Source organism: Micromonospora sp. LA-10 (assembly GCF_051853095.1).
Taxonomy (GTDB): Bacteria; Actinomycetota; Actinomycetes; order Mycobacteriales; family Micromonosporaceae; genus Micromonospora; species Micromonospora echinospora_A.
Genome location: NZ_CP195710.1, coordinates 4521317 through 4539048 on the forward strand (window position 1 = coordinate 4521317; position 17732 = coordinate 4539048).

The window sequence follows — 17732 nt, forward strand, 5'->3', positions numbered from 1 at the left end:
CGGGGCGCGTCCGGCGGCCCGGTGACTGTCGGTAGGCTTTGCGCACATGAGCACGCCTCGCCCCGTCCTCGTGGTGGACTTCGGAGCCCAGTACGCCCAGCTCATCGCGCGCCGTGTCCGCGAGGCGAAGGTCTACTCGGAGATCGTCCCGCACTCCATGCCGGTGTCCGAGATGCTGGCGAAGAACCCGGCCGCGATCATCCTCTCCGGCGGCCCGGCCAGCGTGTACGCGCCGGACGCGCCCCAGATCGACGCCGGGATGTTCACCGCCGACGTGCCGGTCTTCGGCATCTGTTACGGCTTCCAGGCCATGGCCCAGGCGCTCGGCGGCACCGTCGCGCGCACCGGCAACCGCGAGTACGGCGGCACGCCGCTGCGCCCGCGTCTGACCGAGCCCGGTGTGCTGCTGCGCGACCTCCCGGCCGACCTGCCGGTGTGGATGAGCCACGGCGACTGCGTCACCGAGGCGCCGGAGGGCTTCACAGTCACCGCCGAGTCGGCGGGCGCCCCGGTCGCCGCGTTCGAGGACCTGGCCGGCCGCCGGGCCGGCGTGCAGTTCCACCCGGAGGTCGGGCACACCGCGCACGGCCAGGAGATGCTCACCCGCTTCCTGTACGACATCGCCGGCATCGAACCGACGTGGACGCCGTCGAACATCATCGACGAGCAGGTCGCCCGGATCCGGGAGCAGATCGGCGACAAGGAGGTCATCTGCGGCCTCTCCGGCGGCGTCGACTCGGCGGTCGCCGCGGCGCTCGTGCACCGCGCCGTGGGGGATCAGCTCACCTGCGTGTTCGTGGACCACGGCCTGCTGCGGGCCGGTGAGGCCGAGCAGGTCGAGAAGGACTACGTCGCCGCCACCGGCATCAAGCTGAAGGTGGTCGACGCCCGGGAGCGATTCCTCGGCGCGCTGGCCGGGGTGACCGACCCGGAGCAGAAGCGGAAGATCATCGGCCGGGAGTTCATCCGGGTGTTCGAGGCCGCCGCCCGGGAGATCGCGGCGCACGGCGACGTGGAATACCTGGTGCAGGGCACGCTCTACCCGGACGTGGTGGAGTCCGGCGGCGGCACCGGCACCGCCAACATCAAGAGCCACCACAACGTCGGCGGTCTCCCCGAGGACCTGAAGTTCTCGCTGGTCGAGCCGCTGCGCACGCTGTTCAAGGACGAGGTCCGCACGATCGGCCTGGAGCTGGGACTGCCCGAGGCGATGGTGTGGCGGCACCCGTTCCCCGGCCCGGGCCTGGCCATCCGGATCATCGGCGCGGTCGACGAGGAGCGCCTCGCCGTGCTCCGCAAGGCGGATCTGATCGCCCGGCAGGAGCTGACCACGGCCGGCCTGGACCGGGGCGTCTGGCAGTTCCCGGTGGTGCTGCTGGCCGACGTCCGCAGCGTCGGGGTGCAGGGCGACGGTCGCACCTACGGTCACCCGGTGGTGCTGCGCCCGGTCTCCAGCGAGGACGCGATGACCGCCGACTGGTCCCGGCTGCCCTACGACGTGGTGGCCCGGATCTCGACCCGGATCACGAACGAGGTCGCCGAGGTCAACCGCGTGGTCCTGGACGTGACGAGCAAGCCGCCGGGCACCATCGAGTGGGAGTGACGCGGCTCAGGCCGCGGGCGGCGGTCCGGCGTCCGGGCGGGGCGCCGGCGGTCCGGCGTCCGGCCCGGCCGGCGTCCGCGGCGTAGCCGGCGCGGTCGGCGGCACCCCCGGGATCGGCGGGACCACCGTGGTCGGTGGAGTCGGCCCGGCCGGCGGAACAGGCCCGGCCGGCGGGACAGGCGGCCACCCGGGCGCGGTGCCCGGCGGGTGCGGCCAGGCGGGCGCGCCGGCCGGCTCCTCGGGCATCAGGAACCACATGATCGGGTACGCGAGCGCGGCGAGCCCGCCGGTGAGCACCGTGGCGGTCGCGAAGATCACCCGGATGAGCGTGGGGTCGGCGGCGAAGTAGCGGCCGAGGCCGCTGGCCACACCGGCGATCATGCGGTCGCTGACCGGGCGGCGGAGCTGCTTGTACGGGGCGTGGGAGGGATTCGGGGAGGTCATGTCTCAACGTTCCCGCGCGCCGCGGCGGACGACCTCGGTGACCGCCCGGAGCCCTACCCTGACGCATCCCTGAGACGCCAGCGAAGAGTCAGGAATCTGACTCTTTTCGATCCCGGTAACCCGCTCCGGGGAGAATTTGACCCCGTGACCACCTCGCTGGAGCCGCTTCGCAGGATCGCGGCATACGCAGTTTGTGCTGATTCAAACGGCCGAGTGTTGCTGGTCCGCGCATCGGAGCGCTCCGGCACCCCCGGCACCTGGTCGCTCCCTGGAGGAGCGGTCGACCACGGTGAGGACCCCAAGCACACAGTTGTCCGGGAGACCGCGGCCGAGACCGGGCTCTCGGTAGCGGTCGCCGGCCTTCAGGACGTGCTCGCCGACATGCGGGCGCTGCCCGAGCGGCGCATCACGATCCACACCGACCGCCTCCTCTACACCGTCTCGGTACGCGGCGGGACGCTCACCGAGCGGGTCGACCGCCCGACCGACCTGGCCCGCTGGTTCACCCTCGACGAGGCCCGGCATCTGCCGCTGAGGTCGTTCACCGCGCGCGCCCTGGGCCTGCCCACCTCCAGCGCCGACATCGTGCCGGAGGAGGTGCCCGAGTTCCCCTCGTTCTACGCCGTACCCGGCCCGGACGGGCTGCACCGGGCGCAGCGCTTCGCCGCGTACGCGGTGGTGACCGACCCGGAGGAGCGCGTACTGCTGACCCGGGTGTCCGACGGCTACCCGGGCGCCGGCTGCTGGCACCTGCCCGGCGGCGGCACCGACTACGGGGAGCAGCCGGGCGCCGCGCTGATCCGGGAGCTGGTCGAGGAGACCGGGCAGACCGGCCGCCTGGTCGAGCTGCTCGGCGTGGCCAGCCACCGGGACGCGGCCTCGCTGGGCCCGGAGGGTTACCCGATCGACTGGCACGGCGTACGCGCCTTCTACCGCGTGGTCGTGGATCAGCCGGCGCCGCCCACGGTGGCCGACGTCGGCGGCTCGACCTGCGAGGCCCGCTGGTTCCGCCGTGAGGAACTCGGCGCCCTCCCCACCGACCGCCTCACCGAGGTGACCGCCGAGGCGGTCCAGGCCGCCCACCTTCTCTAGACCCACCCCGCGCGCACCCGCGCCCCACTCCGGCGATCATGAAGTTGACGGCGGGAAATGTCCGCCTCGATGCCGCTAACCTCATGATCGACGGAGTGGGGCGCGGGTGCGCGCGGGGCGCGGGGGAGTGGTGCGGATGGAGCAGCGGCGGCGGGTCGGGGCGTACGGGATGCTGCGGGACTCCGACGGGCGGGTGCTGCTGGCGCGCGGCTCGGCGCGGTGCCCGTACCCGGGGGTGTGGCAGTTGCCCGGCGGCAGCGTCGAGCACGCGGAGCACCCGGCCGACACCGTGGTCCGCGAGTTCGCCGAGGAGACCGGGCTGACCGTCGCGCCCGGTGCGATCCGGGCCGCCGTCGCCGACGTGGCCGCGTTCCGCGCCGAGGACGTCGCGATGCACACGGACCGGTTGATCTTCGAGGTCGAGGCGCGGGGCGGGCGGCTGCGACCCGAGCCGGACGGTGGCACCGACGAGGTGGGCTGGTTCACCCCGGAGGAGGCCGCCGGGCTTCCGCTGATGGTGTTCACCGCCGAGCTGCTCGGCCTGCCGGTGTCCCCGCTGCCTGCCGACGTGCCCCGGGGTCTGCCCGTCGACCCGGCCGGCCCGGCCGCCGACCGCCGCCAGCGCTTCGCCGCGTACGGGCTGGTCACCGACCCCGCCGACCGGGTGCTGCTCACCATGATCGCCGACGGCTACCCGGGCGCGGGCCGCTGGCACCTGCCCGGCGGCGGCACCGACCACGGCGAGCAGCCGGCCACCGGCCTGCTGCGTGAGCTGGTCGAGGAGGCCGGACAGCTGGGCCGGGTGGTCGACCTGATGGCGGTGGACAACCTGCACAACCCGGCCGCGCTCGGCCCGGAGGGCCGTCCGCTGGACTGGCACGGCATCCGGGTGACCTACCGGGTACGCGTGGACGCGCCGACCGAGGCGGTGGTGACCGAGCTGGCCGGCGGCTCCACCGCGCGGGCGGCCTGGTTCGCCCCGGAGCAGGTCAGCGGCCTGTCGATGACCGACGTGGCGGCTCGTGCCACCGGGCAACGGGTGAGGTGAATCGCTCGCCGAGCCGCCCTGGGTGAGCTCCGGTACAGTCAGAAGTAGGGGTTGGCCGACGAAAACGGACGTTGAGACCCGAGATGGGAATGATTGAGCGGTTCGTGCGGTTAGGGGAGATATAACTACCGCCGGCAGCTATCGCCAAGCCCCTGTTCCCTGTGCAATGGTGTACTCCGCAAAAGGGCTGCCGGACCCGAAAGGTCCGGCACGAGACAGCCGGACACCCGCCCCGTCGAGGGCGGCCAGCCGATCCGGTGATGGAGGAAACGTGCCGAGAGCCCCATGGCGCCGGCGTCGTACGACTGACAGTCCGCGCCCCGCAGGGCGTCGCTGGGCGGGCCGCTTGCGCCGCAGCAGCACGTTCGCCCGCCAGGTGCTGCTGGTCCGGGTGGGCCGCCGGGACGGCGCCGCCGTTCCGGGGACCGACCTGGTCACCCCCGACCACCGTTACGCCGACCGCCAGCGTCTCCGCTACGGTCGGCTCGACGCCGACATCGAGGCGGTACGCCCGGTCAGCCCGGCGCTCGCACCGGCCGCTCCGGTCGACGAGTCACCGGCGATGTCGATCCCGCTCCTGCCGGGGGAGCGTACGGCCGCCCGCCGGGCCAAGTTCGCGCTCGTCAACGCGTGCACGCTGAGCAGCCTCATGCTCGGCATGCTGGCCATCTTCCTGGCCATGCGCGGTGACGTGCAGATCGCGGCGATCTTCCTGATCGCCTGCGTGGCCTTCGACGGCCTCGACGGCGCGCTGGCCCGCAAGCTCGGTGTGGCCAGCCCGTTCGGCGCGCAGATGGACTCGCTCGCCGACATGTGCTCGTTCGGCCTCGCCGCGCCGGTAGTGGTCTACGCCTCGCTCGCCGGTTCGGCGCCCCCGGCGGCCGCCGCGGTCTCCTGCGCGCTCGTCGCCGCGTGCGCGGCGGTCCGGCTAGCCCGGTTCAACGTCTCGCCGAAGGACGGCCGCTTCTTCTGCGGCGTGCCGACCACCATGGCGGCAGCAGTGCTCGCCCTGACCGTGGCCATCGGCGTGCCGGTCCCCGGCCTGGTGATGGTGGCCGGCGTGGCGCTGCTCGCCTTCGCGATGGTGTCGAGCTTCCCGTACGCCAAGCTCGCCCGGCTGCTGAAGCTGCCGCCGTGGCTCTGGCTGGCCCCGGTGATCGGCGCGCTCGTCGACATCCGGCTCACGTTCGTCATCGTGGTGGTGGGCTACCTGGTCAGCGGGCCGCTGCTCTGGCTGCACCAGCGCCGTACCGCCTGATCCCCGACAACGACAGAAGGGGCGCCGCGGGAAGCGGCGCCCCTTCTTCGTGTCCGGCGCTCAGCGCCAGCGGGCGATCACAGTCGCGCCGCCGACCACCTTGTCGCCCGGACCGACGAGCGGGTCCGCCGCGTCGGCCGGCAGGTAGACGTCGGTACGCGAGCCGAACCGGATCAGGCCGAAGCGCTCGCCCCGCGCCAGCAGCGAGCCGACCGGCGCCCGCTGCACGATCCGGCGGGCGATCAGCCCGGTGCGCTGCGCCACCACCACGGTGCCGTGGTCGGTGTCCAGCACCGTGTACGCCGCCACGTTGTGCTCGGCGTCCGGCTTCATGGCGTTGACGAACCCACCGTCGGCGACGAAGTAGTCGACCACCTTGCCGGCCACCGGAGCGCGGTTGACGTGCACGTCCAGCACCGACAGGAAGACCGCGACGCGCAGCCACTCGCCGTCGCCGAAGCGCTCGTCCTGCAGACGCTGCACGGAGAGCACCTGGCCGTCCGCCGAGGCGACCACCGCCGACGGGTCCTCCGGCACGTCCCGCTCCGGGTCGCGGAAGAACGCGGCCACCGGCGCGGCGGCCAGCGCCGGCAGCAGCCAGAGCTTCGACTTCGGCCGCGCGGCCCGGGTCAGGGCGGCCAGGCCGAGCGTGATGCCGGCGGCGGCCACCCCGTTGGAGTCGATGTGCATGCCCCGGGTCAGCGGCACGCTCGACGGCCGGTACGCCGGGGACAGCGAGGCCGCGAGCGCGACCGGCGCCGGGGTGAAACGCAGGTGGTGCACGCGTACCGGCGGGGTGTTGCGCAGCACCAGGTCGGTGCGTACGCCGTGCAGCACGCCCTGCCGGTCCAGCTCGCCGTCCGCGCCCTCGGTGCGGAACAGCGGCGCGGCGACGCTCAGCACAGCGCCGTCGGCCAGGTACTTCGTCAGCCCGTCGACAGCGGCGCGCGCCTGCTCGGCGGTGCCGGTGAACGGCTCGGCGACGACCACCACGGCGGCGGCGTCCGCCTCGGCGAGCGTGTCGACCACGCGTACCCGGTCGTCGACCCAGCGGCCCTGCGCGGTAACGTGCTCCCGCAGCGCCGCCGCCGCGGCGCCCTCCGCCGGCACCACTGTGAGCCGGTCGCCGGGGAGCAACGCCTCGATCGCCGCGGCCAGCACCGCGGACTCCGGGGTCGCGCCGACCAGCAGGCCGGCCTTCGGGTCGTTGCGCCGGGCGAACTCGCTGACGAGCGCGCGGGCGGCGCGCTCGCCGATGCGGACCGCACCGGAGGGACCGGTGACGCGCACGGCGGGGGACTGGGTCATGTCGGGCGGGCTCCTGACGAGGTAGCGGACGGGCGGGCGGCGGCTCCGGCGACCCGACGCGGCTCCGGCGTGGTCGGGTGCGCGGGCCGGCCGGCGGAGGCGAGATCTCCGCCGACCAGCATAGGCCGCGTTCCGACGGCCCCGCAGTGGCGCGGTCAGGCCGGGTCGCCCGGCGTACGCCGCTCCTCGCGCGTCTCGTCCACCGCCGGCATCTCGCGGGTGGCGGGCTCCGACACGTCGGTCGTCGCCTCGGTGGCCCACTCGTCGGCCACGTCGGACGTCGTGTCGCCGCCGCCGGCCGGGCTGTCGTCCCGGTACGGCGCGGAGACCGTGGCCTCCGGTGGCGCGGGCGGCTCCGCGGTCTGCCCGGAGCGCAGCGCGCCGATCAGCCCGAGCAGCCCGATCAGGACCAGCCCGCCGGCCAGGAACCAGCCGACCGGCGGTACGGACAGCCCGAGGATCCGGGCCAGCAGCCACCAGATGGACAGGCCGAGGAAGACGAGTCCGAAAGCGAACGACACGACGTCGGTGCGGTGCGCCTTCATCGGGTCACCTCCAGCTTGCCGGCGTTCACGTGGACGAAGAGGCGCAGCTTGCCCCCACCGGGGCCGTCGGCGCCGACGTCGGTGGTCTCCCACTGGCGACCGCCGAGCCCGCCGCTGCGCCGGCCGAAGACCGTGGCGTCACCGGCGTTGACGTCGGCCACTGTGGTCACGTCGACGTTCGGCGGTACGACCACCGTGGCGTTGCCGAGGTTCACGTCGACTGTCACCTGCACGTCCTGCTTGTCGAAGTTGATCCCGCGCAGGTCGAGCACGGCGTCACCGAGGTTGTTCTCGTAGCGGTTGGCCAGGTCGCGCAGGTCGGTCGGCGCCCAGGTGACGTTGCCGTCGATGCCGCGCACCCGGTCGTAGGACTCGGCGATGGTGGCGACGCCGAGCGCCGCCGCGGTCACCAGGCCGAGGGCGATGAGCCAGCGCGCCCGGCCGAACCAGGTGCCCACGAGCAGGCCGAGGCCGATGGTGGCGAGCACCGCGGCGAAGTAGCCGGCCGCGCCGACCGGGAAGACGTCGAGCAGGTCGAGCATGGCCACCACGCCCAGCGCCAGGAAGATCAGCGAGAACGTGATCGCGCCGAGCGGGGAGCGCTCCTTCGGCCGCTTCGGCGGTCGCGGCGGCCGGGCCGGCGGCTGCGGGGGCGGCGACCCGGCGTACGGGCCGTGCGGGGCGAACGGCGGGCGGTAGCCGCCGGGCGGCAGCGGCGCGCCCACCGGAGCGGGGGGCGGCACGGCTGCGGGTCCACCCAGCGGGGCGTCGGTGCTCCGGGTGCCCGGCCAGGAGGGCGCTGCGCCGTAGGCCGGCCAGGTGGCGGTGTCAGCGACCGGACCGCTCACCGGTGGCATCGCTGCGGTCGTCGGCTCGGACCAGCCCGGCCGGGTGCCCGCCGCGGCGGGCCAGCCCGGCGCCGGCAGCGTCGGGTAGCTCGTCCCGGACCCCGCGGGGCCCGGCTCGCGCTCCGACGTCGCGGGCTGGCCCGGCTCGCGCTCGGAGGTCGCGGGCCGGCCCGGCTCGGACGGGGACGCGGGCGGGTAGCCCGGCTCGGAAGCGGTCGCCGGGGGATAGCCCGGCTCGGGCCGGCCGGCCGGCGGGTAGCCGGGCTCGGCGTGGGCGGCGTACGACGCTGCTTCGGGGCGTACCGGCGGCGCGGCGGTCCACGGCGTCCCGGCGGGGCCCGCGGCCCAGGCGCCCGGCGCCGAGGCCGGCGGCGCGGGCCAGGCCACCGGCGGCACCGGACCCGGCGGCGGGCCGGGCGGCGGCGTCGGCTGGGCCGGCCGCTGCCCCGGGCCGCGCTGTTCGCGGTTGAGCAGCAGCGCGCCGCCGATCAGGATCACCGCGCCCAGCAGGATGGCCCGGAAACCGTCGGTGACGACGTAGGCGAAGCCGAGGGCCACCACGATGCCGAGCACGATCACGGTGATCGGCGACATGCTGGACCGGCCGCGGCCGAGCATGGCCTCCACAGGTGACGCGGTGTCGCCCTCGCCCGGGATGATCAGCCAGCCGGCGACGTACACGATGATGCCGATGCCGCCGAAGAAGCCGAGCACGGCCAGCAGCACGCGCCAGAGCACCGGGTCGGTGTTCGTGGCCCGGCCGATGGCGGCGCACACCCCGGCCAGGTAGCGGCCCTCGCGGGGGCGCACCAGGCCGTACCGGGTGGTGAAGCCGGCAGCGCCGGGCGGCGGGGCGTACCCGCCGGGTGGCGGGCCGGTGAACGGCGCGCCGCCGCCGGGCGGTGGGGTCGCGTGGTCGGTGGGGGGCGCCGACCCCGGTGGGGGCGGCGGCGGGGCGTCCTGTGCTGCCGCCCAGGGGCGGGGCGGACGGGCAGCGTCCTCGGTCATGCCTCCGATACTGCTGCCCCGGCCGCCCGGACTGCCTCAGGACCCGACCCTGACCCCACCCTGAGATCCGCCGGCGACGAAAGTCCGGGGCGTCCCCGTGGTCCGGGACGTCGCCGTCGTGTGACGATCTGAGCGTCGGCGTCGCCGGCGTCTCCACCTCGACCTGGGAGTTTCCGATCAGCAGCACCCCCGCCCCGCACGTCCCGCGCCTCTACCGGGCCACCGAGCACCGGCTGGCCGCCGGCGTCGCCGCGGGCATCGCCGAGCACCTGGGCATCCCGGTGCTGCGGGTACGGATGGCGTTCATGGTCCTGCTCGGGCTCAGCGGCCTCGGACTGCTGCTCTACGCCGCATTCTGGGCGGTGGTGCCACCCCGCCCCGGCGACGCCGCCGTCCCGCCGCGCCGCGACCTCGCCCAGCTGCTGCCGTTCGTGGCGATCGGGCTGGGCGTACTGCTGTTGCAGGTGTTCGCCTTCAACTCGGTGGGCGCGGCCGGCACCGCCGGCTGGCTGGTAGCGATCATCGCGGTCGGCGCGGGCGTCATCTGGCACCAGTCCGGCCCGGAGCGGCGCAGGCAGTGGGGCGACGCGGCGGTGCCCTGGCTGGGCGCGGTGGTGGAGGAGACCGACCGGCGCGCGTTCGTGCTGCGCTTCATCGGCGGTGGCGTGCTCGTCGCAGTGGGCATCATCGGCGTGGCGGCCGTCTACTCACCGGCGCAGAACTTCGACGCGGTGCTCAACGGCGTGATCTTCGCGCTGGTCGGGCTGGCCGGCGTCGGCGTGGTGACCGGCCCGGTCCTCTGGCGGACCTGGAACCAGCTCCGGTCGGAGCGGGAGGGACGCATCCGCGAGCAGGAGCGGGCCGAGCTGGCCGCCATGGTCCACGACCAGGTGCTGCACACGCTGGCCCTGATCCAGCGCAACGCCAGCGACGTCAAGACGGTGCAGCGGCTGGCCCGTGGCCAGGAACGCTCGCTGCGCAACTGGCTCTACAAGCCGACCGCCTCGCCGACCGAGCGGTTCGCGGCCGCGCTGGAGCAGGCCGCCGCCGAGGTGGAGGACACGTTCGCCATCACTGTCGAGACGGTGGTCGTCGGCGACCGGGAGACCGACGAGCGGGTGGGCGCCCTCGTGGCCGCCGCCCGGGAGGCTCTGGTCAACGCGGCCCGGCACGCCGGTGTGCAGACCGTGTCGCTCTACGCCGAGGTGGAGCCGGACCAGGTGAGCGTCTTCGTCCGGGACCGGGGCAAGGGCTTCGACCCGGATACGGTGGAGAATCACCGGCACGGCGTCCGAGGATCGATCATCGGGCGGATGAAGCGGCACGGCGGCCGGGCGGAGATCCGGTCCGAGCCGGGAGAGGGAACCGAGGTCCGGCTGATCCTGCCGATCAGCGGCTCCGGCTCCACGGCGGAAAGGGACAAGTGACATGTCCGAGCAGGAACCGGTCGAGGGCACGGTGCCGCGAGGGCCGCTGCGGGTCTTCCTCGTCGACGACCACGCGATGTTCCGGGCCGGCGTCCGCGCCGAGCTGGGCGCGCGGGTCGAGGTGGTAGGCGAGGCCAGCTCCGTGGCCGAGGCGGTGACCCGGATCGCGGCCACCCAGCCGGACGTGGTGCTTCTCGACGTGCACATGCCCGACGGCGGTGGCCGTGCCGTGCTGGAGGCGATGCGGCGTACCCACCCGCAGGTGCGGTTCCTCGCGCTGAGCGTCTCCGACGCGGCCGAGGACGTGATCGGGCTGATCCGCGCCGGCGCGCGGGGCTACGTCACGAAGACGATCTCCCCGGAGGAGCTGACCGACGCGATCCGCCGGGTGGCCGACGGCGACGCCGTGTTCAGCCCTCGGCTGGCCGGGTTCGTGCTGGACGCGTTCGCGTCCCGGCCGGACGCGCCGGTGGCCGACCCCGAGCTGGACCAGCTCACCAACCGGGAGCGCGAGGTGCTCCGGCTGCTCGCCCGGGGGTACGCCTACAAGGAGATCGCCAAGGAGCTGTACATCTCGATCAAGACGGTCGAGACGCACGTCTCCAACGTCCTGCGCAAGCTGCAGATGTCGAACCGGTACGAGCTGTCCCGCTGGGCCGCCGACCGCCGCCTGGTCTGACCCACGCCGCACGGCGACCCCCTGGGAGGCATCGTCCCCCCGGGGGGTCGTTGCTGTCCGCACAGTCGACACCGGTATCGTCCGGACGGACAAAAAAGCCGCAGTCGTGCGCCCGTCGGCGGGCCCGGAGCGGGCGCGGTCCACGTCACAGAGCCTGCGGGCGGCAGGGATGCCCGTCGACCTCTACGTGCCCGTCTTGCCTGTTCAGGGCCCTATCGTCCGTACGCTTTGTGATCTTTTCTCAAGTATCGGCAACGCGGCAGGCAACTAACGTCTTGATAACGGCACCTTCACGGAAAGGGCCGGTGGGTGTCACAGTGGCAGCACCTCACCCCCCGGTGTGAGGCATCTCGTCGGGCCTGCCGACCACGTGACGCCGCCACCAGCGTCGCCGCGTGGTCGTCGACCCTGCGCGGTGCCCGCGTCCAAGGTGTGGCGCCCGGCGGATCGGTACCCCTGGGGTGTCCCGAAATCCTCTGCGGTAAACCGGTGTCCCGTTGTCCGGGTCGCCGGTGGTGTCACCCCCAAACGTGCGTGAAACCCACGACGGAACCAGGTTAAGAAAGAGGAGGCCCCTCGGAATGAGAGTCTCGAAGCGGGCGAGCGGCGCGCTCGCGGTGGGCGCGGCATTCGCGCTCGTCGCGTCCGGCTGCTCCAGCGGGAACAACGACGGTGGCGACGCCGGCGCCAGCTCGGACGGCGCGATCGTCATCGACGGTACCCAGCCGGAGAACCCCCTGGTTCCGGCGAACACCACCGAGACCGGTGGCGGCGCGATCATCGACTGGATGTGGAGCGGTCTGGTCGAGTACCCCAACAACGGTGGGGCGCCGCAGAACCTGCTCGCCGAGTCGATCGAGACGAGCGACTCGAAGGTCTTCAAGATCAAGATCAAGCAGAACACCAAGTTCCACGACGGCACCACCGTCAAGGCCGAGAGCTTCGTCAAGGCCTGGAACTGGGCGGCGTACGGCCCGAACGGCGCGCAGAACGCCTCCTTCTTCTCCGACATCCAGGGCTTCGATGAGGTCTACACCGAGGACCCGGACGGCCCGGACGGCCCGCAGAAGGCCCCGGAGCCCAAGGCCAAGGACATGTCCGGCCTGAAGGTCGTCGACGACTGGAACTTCGAGGTCACGCTGAACGCGCCGACCGCCGTGTTCCCGACCAAGCTCGGCTACAGCGCCTTCGTGCCGCTGCCGGACGCCTTCTTCTCCACCACCCCGGCGGAGTTCGGCAAGAAGCCGGTCGGTAACGGCCCGGTCAAGCTGGTCTCCTGGCAGGACGACGTCGAGATCAAGCTGACCCGCTTCGACGACTACAGCCTGCGCGACAAGATGAAGGTCAAGGACGTCACCGTCAAGATCTACCAGGACGACACGGCGGCCTACAACGACCTGCTCGCCGGCAACCTGGACTTCCAGCAGCAGGTTCCGGTCTCCGCGCTCGCCGGCGAGAAGTGGAAGACCGACCTGGGCGAGCGGGCGATGTCCTCGACCACCCCGTCGACCGGCATCATCGCCTTCCCGATCTACGACGCGCGCTTCAAGGACCCGAAGCTGCGCAAGGCGATCTCGCTGTCCATCGACCGGCAGGCGATCACCGACAAGATCTTCTTCGGTACCCGTAAGCCGGCCGACAGCTGGGCCAACCCTCTGACCCCGGGCGCCGAGCCGGGCAACTGCACCTCCTGCAAGTTCGACGTGGCCGAGGCCAAGAAGCTCTACGCCGAGTCCGGTGGCTTCAAGGGCAAGCTGACCCTGTCGTACAACGCGGACGCCAGCCACAAGGAGTGGATGGAGGCCGTCGCCCAGCAGATCAAGACCAACCTGGGCATCGACGCGGTCGCCGTCGGCGTGCCGACCTTCGCGGTCTTCCGCGCCAACATCAACGCCTACAAGATGACCGGCGCGTACCGGGCCGGCTGGCAGCAGGACTACCCGGACGTGGAGAACTGGATCAACCCGCTCTACGTCACCGGTGGTTCCTCGAACGACGGCAAGTACAGCAACCCGCAGGTGGACGCCCTCTCGAAGGAGGCCACCGCGGCCCCCAGCATCGAGGAGGCCCACAAGAAGTTCGCTGAGGCCGTCAAGCTGATCGACCAGGACGTTCCGTCGATGCCGATCTACTTCGGTGGCCAGCAGTCCGGCCACTCGGAGAAGATCAAGAAGCTCGAGCTGACCAACGTCGGCGAGCTCGACATCACCTCGGTCGAGCTCTGATCCGAACGCTCTGACCCCGGGTCGGGCTCGCCTACCGGTGAGCCCGGCCCGGGGCCGTTCCGCGAGGGGGTGTACAACGAACCCCTCGCAACGTTGTCGCCGCCGCGCCGGCCCGCCCCGGCGCTCCCTGTCTGGAGGACCACCCCATGGGCCGTTATCTCTTGAGACGGCTGCTGCAACTCGTACCGGTGTTCATCGGCACGACGTTCCTGATCTACTGGCTCGTCTGGTCAGTGCCCGGTGACCCCTTCGCCGGCAAGTGCGGCGACCGTGGTTGCCCGCCCAACTACCGCGCCATGATGACCGAGAAGTACAACCTCGACGAGTCGATCTGGGTGCAGTACGCCAGCTACATGAAGAACCTTCTGCAGGGTGACTTCGGTATCACGTTCGGCGGTCGCGAGATCAGCGACATCATCGCCACGTCCTACCCGAACACCCTGAAGCTGGCGGTGGTCGCCCTCGCCATCGAGGCCGTGATCGGTCTCGGCGCGGGCATCCTGACCGGCCTGCGGCGCAACGGCTTCCTGGACAACCTGGTCCTGGTCTCCACCCTCTTCCTGATCGCCCTCCCGGTCTTCGTCATCGGCTTCGTGCTGCAGTGGCTGCTCGGCGTGAAGTGGGGCATCATCAACCCGACCGTGTCCAACGAGATGCGGTTCAGCGAACTGATCGTGCCGGGCTTCGTGCTCGGAAGCGCATCGATGGCGTACATCGCCCGGGTCGCGCGTACGAGCATCGCCGAGAACCGGCGTGCCGACTACGTCCGCACCGCGATCGCCAAGGGTCTCCCGATGCGCCGCGTGGTCGGCGTGCACCTGCTGCGCAACTCGCTCATCCCGGTGGTCACCCTGCTCGGCACCGACCTCGGCGCGCTGATGGGTGGCGCGATCGTGACGGAGGGCATCTTCGGCATCAACGGCATCGGCCGGCAGGTGCTCCGCTCGATCGTCACCAAGGAGAGCGCTACCGTTGTCGGCATCGTCGTGGTGTTGGTGCTCGTCTATCTCATCATGAACCTGGTGGTGGACCTGCTCTACGCCGCCCTCGACCCGAGGATCCGCTATGAGTGACCGCCGCAGCGTACGAAACGTCCCAGCAGTCTGCGCGGGCAACCACGCCCGTGCCGAGCGCAGCGAGGTACGGGCATGAGTGACCCGAATACCGCGTCGATCGTGTCGACGCCGCCCGCGACCATGCCCACCGAGGCGGGGTCGGGCGCGCCCACCAACGCGGGCCTGCCGGAGAGCGCGAAGCAGAACAAGCCTCGTGGCCTGCTCGGTGACGCCTGGATCGACCTGCGCCGCAAGCCGCTGTTCTGGATCTCGGCGACGATCATCCTGGTGTTCCTCGTGATGGCGGCCTTCCCGTGGCTGTTCACGTCCGGCGACGCGGTCAACGGCTCGCTGGACCGCAGCCGGGTCGAGCCGTCGTCGGCCGCCTGGTTCGGCTACGACGTGCAGGGCCGCGACGTCTACGCCCGGGTCATCTACGGCGCCCGTGCCTCGATCGTGGTGGCTGTGGTCTCCACCTTCCTGACGCTGCTCGTCGGCGGCACGATGGGCATCATCGCCGGCTACCGCGGCGGCTGGGTGGACGCGCTGCTGTCCCGTATCGCGGACATCTTCTTCGGCCTGCCGTTCGTGCTCGGCTCGATCGTCATCCTGACCACGTTCAACGGGTCCGGCACCGACAACGGCGAGTGGACGATCATGGGCCTGGTCATCCTGTCCCTGAGCGTGCTGAGCTGGCCGGTCGTGATGCGGCTGATGCGCTCCTCGGTGCTCGCCACCAAGGAGGCCGACTACATCGTCGCGGCCCGCGCGCTCGGCGCCAGCACCGGCCGGATCATCCTCAAGCACCTGCTGCCGAACTGCCTGGCACCGCTTCTGGTCTACGGCACGATCATGGTCGGCTCGTTCATCGGCGCGGAGGCCACGCTCTCGTTCCTGGGCATCGGCCTGAAGAGCCCGGTCGTCTCCTGGGGCATCATGATCAGCGAGGCGCAGAACTACATCCGGGTCTCGCCCTACCTGCTGTTCTTCCCCTCCGCGTTCCTCGTCGCCGCCGTGCTGAGCTTCGTCATGCTCGGCGAGGCGGTCCGCGAGGCCCTCGACCCGAAGCTCCGATAGGGGAACTGAGTTGTCCGACATTCTCGTGTCCGAGCAGTCCTCGCCGGGCGCCGACGGATCCGGCCGCCCCTCGGGCCGGCTGCTGGAGGTCGACGACCTTCGGGTGGAGTTCCGTACCCGGGACGGCGTCGCCAAGGTCATCAACGGAGTCACGTACCACGTCGAGGCGGGGGAGACCCTCGCCGTGCTCGGCGAATCGGGCTCCGGCAAGAGCGTCACCGCGCAGACCATCATGGGCATCCTGGACACCCCGCCCGGGTTCGTCACCGGTGGCCAGGTGCGCTTCCACGGCAAGGACATGCTCACCATGTCCTCCGAGCAGCGGCGGCGGATCCGGGGCGAGGGCATCGCCATGATCTTCCAGGACTCGCTCTCGGCCCTCAACCCGGTTTTCACGGTCGGCTTCCAGATCGCCGAGCAGTTCCGCATCCGGCGCGGCATGAGCCGCTCGGACGCCAAGAAGCGCGCGATCGAGATGCTCGACCAGGTGAAGATCCCCAACGCCAAGGGCCGGTTCAGCAACTACCCGCACCAGTTCTCCGGCGGTATGCGGCAGCGCGCCATGATCGCCATGTCGCTGGCGCTGGACCCCGAGGTGCTGATCGCCGACGAGCCGACCACCGCCCTGGACGTGACGGTGCAGGCCCAGATCATGGACCTGCTCGGTGAGCTCCAGCGGGAACGGCAGATGGGCATGATCCTGATCACCCACGACCTCGGCGTGGTCGCCGACGTCGCGGACCGGATCGCGGTCATGTACGCCGGCCGGATCGTCGAGGAAGCCGACGTCTACGACCTGTACCGCAAGCCGGCACACCCGTACACGCTCGGCCTGCTCAACTCGATCCCGCGGATGGACGAGAAGGGGCAGGAGCTCCGCACGATCAAGGGCCTCCCGCCGAACCTGATGAACATCCCGCCGGGCTGCGCGTTCAACCCGCGTTGCCCGATGGCGCAGCCGGTGTGCCGGGAGAAGGTCCCGCCGCTGCTGCAACTGGGCAACGGCCGGGCCAGCGCCTGCCACTTCGCCGAGGAACTGGTGAACCGTGACTGAGAACATCATCGAGGTTCGTGACCTGGTCAAGCACTACCCCGTGACCCGGGGCGTGGTGTTCAAGAAGACCATCGGCCAAGTCAAGGCGGTCGACGGCGTCTCCTTCGAGCTCAAGGCCGGCGAGACGCTCGGCGTGGTCGGCGAGTCCGGCTGCGGCAAGTCGACGCTGGCCCGGGTGCTGATGAACCTGGAGCGGCCGACCGCCGGCCAGGTGCTCTACAAGGGCCAGGACATCTCCAAGCTCTCCGGTGGCGCGCTGCGGCGGCTGCGCCGGCAGATCCAGCTGGTGATGCAGGACCCGTACACCTCGCTCAACCCCCGGATGACGGTGGGTGACCTGATCGGCGAGCCGTTCGAGATCCACCCCGAGGTGGCTCCGCGCGGCAGCCGGCGCACCAAGGTCAAGGAGCTGCTCGACCTGGTCGGCCTCAACCCGGAGCACATCAACCGGTACCCGCACCAGTTCTCCGGCGGTCAGCGGCAGCGCATCGGCATCGCCCGGGCGCTCGCGCTGCGCCCCGAGGTCATCGTCTGCGACGAGCCGGTGTCGGCGCTCGACGTCTCCATCCAGGCGCAGGTGATGAACCTGCTGGAGAAGCTCCAGGGCGAGTTCGGCCTGTCGTACGTCTTCATCGCCCACGACCTGTCGGTGGTGCGTCACCTCTCCGACCGGGTCGCGGTGATGTACCTGGGCAAGATGGTGGAGATCGGCACCGAGGACGAGATCTACGAGCGGCCGACCCACCCGTACACCCAGGCGCTGCTGTCGGCGGTGCCGGTGCCCGACCCGACGGTGCGCGAGAGCAAGGCGATCATCCGGCTCCAGGGCGACGTCCCCTCGCCGGTCAGCCCGCCCTCGGGCTGCCGGTTCCGGACCCGGTGCTGGAAGGCGCAGGACGTCTGCGCCCAGGAGGTGCCGCTGCTCCAGATCCGGCCGGGCTCGGACCACCCGAGCGCCTGCCACTTCGCGGAGAAGCGGGAGATCGTCGTCACCCACGACGCGTCCTGATTCGAACCGGACCGCCTGTCGGCGTCAACGCGACGCCGGCAGGCGGTTCGTC

14 protein-coding genes and 1 pseudogene are annotated in these 17732 nt (G+C 71.8%); 11 read left to right on the forward strand and 4 right to left on the reverse strand.

Annotated features, from left to right (window positions below):
- Positions 1–46: 46 nt before the first annotated feature.
- The gene (gene guaA / locus ACSDG8_RS21435; RefSeq protein ID WP_439427195.1) at positions 47–1603 is read left to right on the forward strand and encodes a glutamine-hydrolyzing GMP synthase; all 1557 of its coding nucleotides are present in this window, start codon (positions 47–49) and stop codon (positions 1601–1603) included.
- A gap of 144 nt (positions 1604–1747) precedes the next feature.
- Here the strand turns inward: guaA and ACSDG8_RS21440 are convergent.
- Positions 1748–2047 (reverse strand): annotated as a pseudogene (locus ACSDG8_RS21440) (PspC domain-containing protein); the annotation flags it as partial.
- Positions 2048–2191: 144 nt separating this feature from the next.
- Between ACSDG8_RS21440 and ACSDG8_RS21445 the strand changes: the two are divergent.
- The 3 genes from ACSDG8_RS21445 to ACSDG8_RS21455 all read left to right on the forward strand — a co-directional run bounded on the left by ACSDG8_RS21445 (position 2192) and on the right by ACSDG8_RS21455 (position 5445).
- Positions 2192–3139 (forward strand): NUDIX hydrolase, encoded by a 948-nt coding sequence (locus tag ACSDG8_RS21445; RefSeq protein WP_439427196.1) that lies wholly within the window; start codon positions 2192–2194, stop codon positions 3137–3139.
- Between the two features lie 136 nt (positions 3140–3275).
- The gene (locus tag ACSDG8_RS21450; protein WP_439427197.1) at positions 3276–4187 is read left to right on the forward strand and encodes an NUDIX hydrolase; all 912 of its coding nucleotides are present in this window, start codon (positions 3276–3278) and stop codon (positions 4185–4187) included.
- Positions 4188–4533: 346 nt separating this feature from the next.
- Positions 4534–5445: a CDP-alcohol phosphatidyltransferase family protein gene (locus ACSDG8_RS21455; RefSeq protein WP_210896377.1), complete on the forward strand. Its 912-nt coding sequence runs from the start codon at positions 4534–4536 to the stop codon at positions 5443–5445.
- A gap of 60 nt (positions 5446–5505) precedes the next feature.
- On the opposite strand, the gene ACSDG8_RS21460 is transcribed toward ACSDG8_RS21455, so the two are convergent.
- From ACSDG8_RS21460 to ACSDG8_RS21470, 3 genes are all read right to left on the reverse strand, one after another.
- On the reverse strand, positions 5506–6753 hold the full coding sequence (locus ACSDG8_RS21460) for a phosphatidylserine decarboxylase (RefSeq protein ID WP_210896375.1): 1248 nt from the start codon (positions 6751–6753) through the stop codon (positions 5506–5508).
- Between the two features lie 155 nt (positions 6754–6908).
- Positions 6909–7298 (reverse strand): hypothetical protein, encoded by a 390-nt coding sequence (locus ACSDG8_RS21465; RefSeq protein ID WP_210896373.1) that lies wholly within the window; start codon positions 7296–7298, stop codon positions 6909–6911.
- Positions 7295–9154, reverse strand: coding sequence for a PspC domain-containing protein (locus tag ACSDG8_RS21470; protein WP_439427198.1), 1860 nt, complete (start codon positions 9152–9154; stop codon positions 7295–7297). Before ACSDG8_RS21470 ends, ACSDG8_RS21465 begins: the two co-directional genes overlap by 4 nt.
- Before the next feature lie 176 nt (positions 9155–9330).
- Between ACSDG8_RS21470 and ACSDG8_RS21475 the strand changes: the two genes are divergently transcribed.
- The 7 genes from ACSDG8_RS21475 to ACSDG8_RS21505 all read left to right on the forward strand — a co-directional run bounded on the left by ACSDG8_RS21475 (position 9331) and on the right by ACSDG8_RS21505 (position 17680).
- Entirely contained in the window at positions 9331–10581 is a 1251-nt protein-coding gene (locus ACSDG8_RS21475) for an ATP-binding protein (RefSeq protein WP_210896457.1), read from the forward strand.
- Position 10582: 1 nt separating this feature from the next.
- The gene (locus tag ACSDG8_RS21480; RefSeq protein ID WP_210896368.1) at positions 10583–11260 is read left to right on the forward strand and encodes a response regulator; all 678 of its coding nucleotides are present in this window, start codon (positions 10583–10585) and stop codon (positions 11258–11260) included.
- Between the two features lie 581 nt (positions 11261–11841).
- On the forward strand, positions 11842–13485 hold the full coding sequence (locus ACSDG8_RS21485) for a peptide ABC transporter substrate-binding protein (protein WP_210896367.1): 1644 nt from the start codon (positions 11842–11844) through the stop codon (positions 13483–13485).
- Between the two features lie 146 nt (positions 13486–13631).
- Entirely contained in the window at positions 13632–14558 is a 927-nt protein-coding gene (locus tag ACSDG8_RS21490; RefSeq protein WP_013288523.1) for an ABC transporter permease, read from the forward strand.
- A 75-nt stretch (positions 14559–14633) separates the two neighbouring features.
- The gene (locus ACSDG8_RS21495; RefSeq protein ID WP_210896365.1) at positions 14634–15617 is read left to right on the forward strand and encodes an ABC transporter permease; all 984 of its coding nucleotides are present in this window, start codon (positions 14634–14636) and stop codon (positions 15615–15617) included.
- A gap of 25 nt (positions 15618–15642) precedes the next feature.
- Entirely contained in the window at positions 15643–16671 is a 1029-nt protein-coding gene (locus ACSDG8_RS21500) for an ABC transporter ATP-binding protein (RefSeq protein WP_210896456.1), read from the forward strand.
- A complete protein-coding gene (locus tag ACSDG8_RS21505; protein WP_210896363.1) occupies positions 16664–17680 on the forward strand; it encodes an ABC transporter ATP-binding protein in 1017 nt (338 codons plus the stop codon). The genes ACSDG8_RS21500 and ACSDG8_RS21505 overlap by 8 nt, the downstream gene beginning before the upstream one ends.
- Positions 17681–17732: the final 52 nt, after the last annotated feature.

What these genes read in the sequence shown, in the direction of transcription:
- ACSDG8_RS21460 (WP_210896375.1), bottom strand. Translation starts at nt 6,753, where the DNA reads ATGACCCAGTCCCCCGCCGTGCGCGTCACCGGTCCCTCCGGTGCGGTC.
- ACSDG8_RS21490 (WP_013288523.1), top strand. Translation starts at nt 13,632, where the DNA reads ATGGGCCGTTATCTCTTGAGACGGCTGCTGCAACTCGTACCGGTGTTC.
- ACSDG8_RS21495 (WP_210896365.1), top strand. Translation starts at nt 14,634, where the DNA reads ATGAGTGACCCGAATACCGCGTCGATCGTGTCGACGCCGCCCGCGACC.
- ACSDG8_RS21450 (WP_439427197.1), top strand. Translation starts at nt 3,276, where the DNA reads ATGGAGCAGCGGCGGCGGGTCGGGGCGTACGGGATGCTGCGGGACTCC.
- guaA (WP_439427195.1), top strand. Translation starts at nt 47, where the DNA reads ATGAGCACGCCTCGCCCCGTCCTCGTGGTGGACTTCGGAGCCCAGTAC.
- ACSDG8_RS21465 (WP_210896373.1), bottom strand. Translation starts at nt 7,298, where the DNA reads ATGAAGGCGCACCGCACCGACGTCGTGTCGTTCGCTTTCGGACTCGTC.
- ACSDG8_RS21470 (WP_439427198.1), bottom strand. Translation starts at nt 9,154, where the DNA reads ATGACCGAGGACGCTGCCCGTCCGCCCCGCCCCTGGGCGGCAGCACAG.
- ACSDG8_RS21485 (WP_210896367.1), top strand. Translation starts at nt 11,842, where the DNA reads ATGAGAGTCTCGAAGCGGGCGAGCGGCGCGCTCGCGGTGGGCGCGGCA.
- ACSDG8_RS21480 (WP_210896368.1), top strand. Translation starts at nt 10,583, where the DNA reads ATGTCCGAGCAGGAACCGGTCGAGGGCACGGTGCCGCGAGGGCCGCTG.